The 1,899-nt window shown below is 32.6% G+C and carries 2 protein-coding genes and 1 pseudogene; all 3 read left to right on the top strand.

Annotated elements, in window-relative coordinates; all coding sequences use genetic code 11:
* Positions 1-469: pseudogene (locus WFK35_RS22560) on the top strand (hypothetical protein); the annotation flags it as partial.
* Positions 466-1,281 carry a hypothetical protein gene (locus WFK35_RS22565; protein WP_336734862.1) on the top strand — a complete coding sequence of 272 codons (816 nt, stop codon included), beginning with the start codon at positions 466-468 and terminating at the stop codon, positions 1,279-1,281. The pseudogene WFK35_RS22560 and the gene WFK35_RS22565, both read left to right, overlap by 4 nt.
* Before the next feature lie 4 nt (positions 1,282-1,285).
* Positions 1,286-1,899 (top strand): glycosyltransferase (locus tag WFK35_RS22570; protein ID WP_336734864.1); only part of this gene is annotated, 614 nt, incomplete at its 3' end.

Below are 1,899 nucleotides of genomic sequence, written 5' to 3' on the forward strand. Positions count from 1 at the left end.
TAAAAGAAAATATAAAGGGCAAATGCCTAGCAGTTTATCTGAGAATATTTTTACACTCTCGGCTTATAAAAAGCACAGGTTTCTAAAAATCCCTTTTGCATGGGGAGCTGATGATTATGCCATTCTGACTTTTTCGGGATTGAATAAAGTTTTTTATATCGCAGATGCTAAAGTTACTGTAAGAATGTCCACTTCCAGCATATCTGGCGATTTATCCTTACAGGCAAAAAAAGATCTTGGTTATCACATGATGCGGGAAACAGTACTGAATAAATATTCAGAAAACTTCGACAAGAGCTTTCTTATAAGAATGCTGAATGACCATCTTCGTTTCTGTGAGAAAAACTTCCTGAGACCTCATCTAAGACTTTTTAAAATTCTTATGAAAAGAGGCTATCCGAAAAGATATTTCGATATGACTAAAACTGTTTGGTCAATCAAAAACAAAATAAAACACTCAAAAGGATGATTACAAAACGTAGACTCATGTTGCATTTAGATACGCTTTATCTCAAATTTTTAATAAAATTTGATGGTACTGTTCGTCACCAGATGCAGGATCATAAAAGTATTCCGGTTATCATCATCAATTTTAATCAGCTTTTTTATCTGAAGCAACTTGTTGATTTCCTGATCAGAAGAGAATTTAAAAACATCATCATTATTGATAATGCGTCTACTTACCAACCGCTCTTAGATTATTATTCAGAAATTCAGAACGTAGTAACCGTTGAAAAACTGAATACTAATTTTGGACATGATGTATTCTTTAAAAACAGAGACCTTCAGAAGAAATACGGAAAAGGATTTTATTTTCTTACGGACTCCGATATCGTTCCAAATAAAAATCTCCCGAAAGATTTTGAGACTGTTATGCTCAACTATCTATTTAAATATTATAAAAAAGTAAACAAAATAGGTTTTGCAATTGACACCAAAGATATTCCCGATTATTATCCTTTAAAAGAAAAAGTTCGAACTTGGGAAAAACGTTTCTGGCAGGACGAACTTGAAAAAAATATTTATTTTGCCTTTATAGATACTACTTTCGCATTATATAAACCTAAGTATCCTAAAACGATTTTTAATTTATTTAAATTTATGACGGCCATTAGAATGGCGGGAGATTTCACCTGTAAACATGGAGGATGGTATCTCAATCCCAATGATCTCACAGAAGAAAATATATTCTATATAAAAACTGCCAACCAGTCTTCTTCATGGAAACTAGATGAAAAAGGGAACCATGCTTCAGATGAATATGATCACTTGCTAAAATAATTCTATGCTCTCAATAATTATCTCATCATACCAAAAACACTACTTCGATCAACTGGTTGAAAATATCAGGGAGACGATCGGAGAAGATTTTCAGTATGAAATTATTCAGATGTGGAACCCGAATGTGATGAGTATTACGGAAGCGTACAATTCAGGTGCAGGAAAGTCCAGATACGAAAATCTCCTTTTTCTGCACGAAGACATTATTTTTTATACCAAAAACTGGGGAAACAGATTACTGAATCATTTACAAAAAGAAAGTACAGGAATTGTAGGAGTTGCAGGTTCGTCATATGTTCCTTCTGCCCCGTCAAGCTGGACGGTTGCTGAAAAATACAATTCTGTATATATTTTACAGGGAAATAAAGAAAATACAGAGTTCTTTCACATCAATTCAACAGAAAAAAACAGGACTAAAGTTTTTGCTGTAGATGGTGTGTTTATGGCAATCAGGAAAAAAAATTATAATGAATTTAGATTTGATGAAAATTTGAAAGGATTTCATGGTTATGATCTGGATTTCAGTTTAAGAGTTTCCCGAAAATTCCAGAATTATATCATAAATGATATTTTAATAAAGCATTTTTCCGCCGGAAATCTTGATAAAAAATGGCTGGA

The organism is Chryseobacterium sp. VD8 (genome assembly GCF_037149975.1).
GTDB lineage: Bacteria > Bacteroidota > Bacteroidia > Flavobacteriales > Weeksellaceae > Chryseobacterium > Chryseobacterium indicum.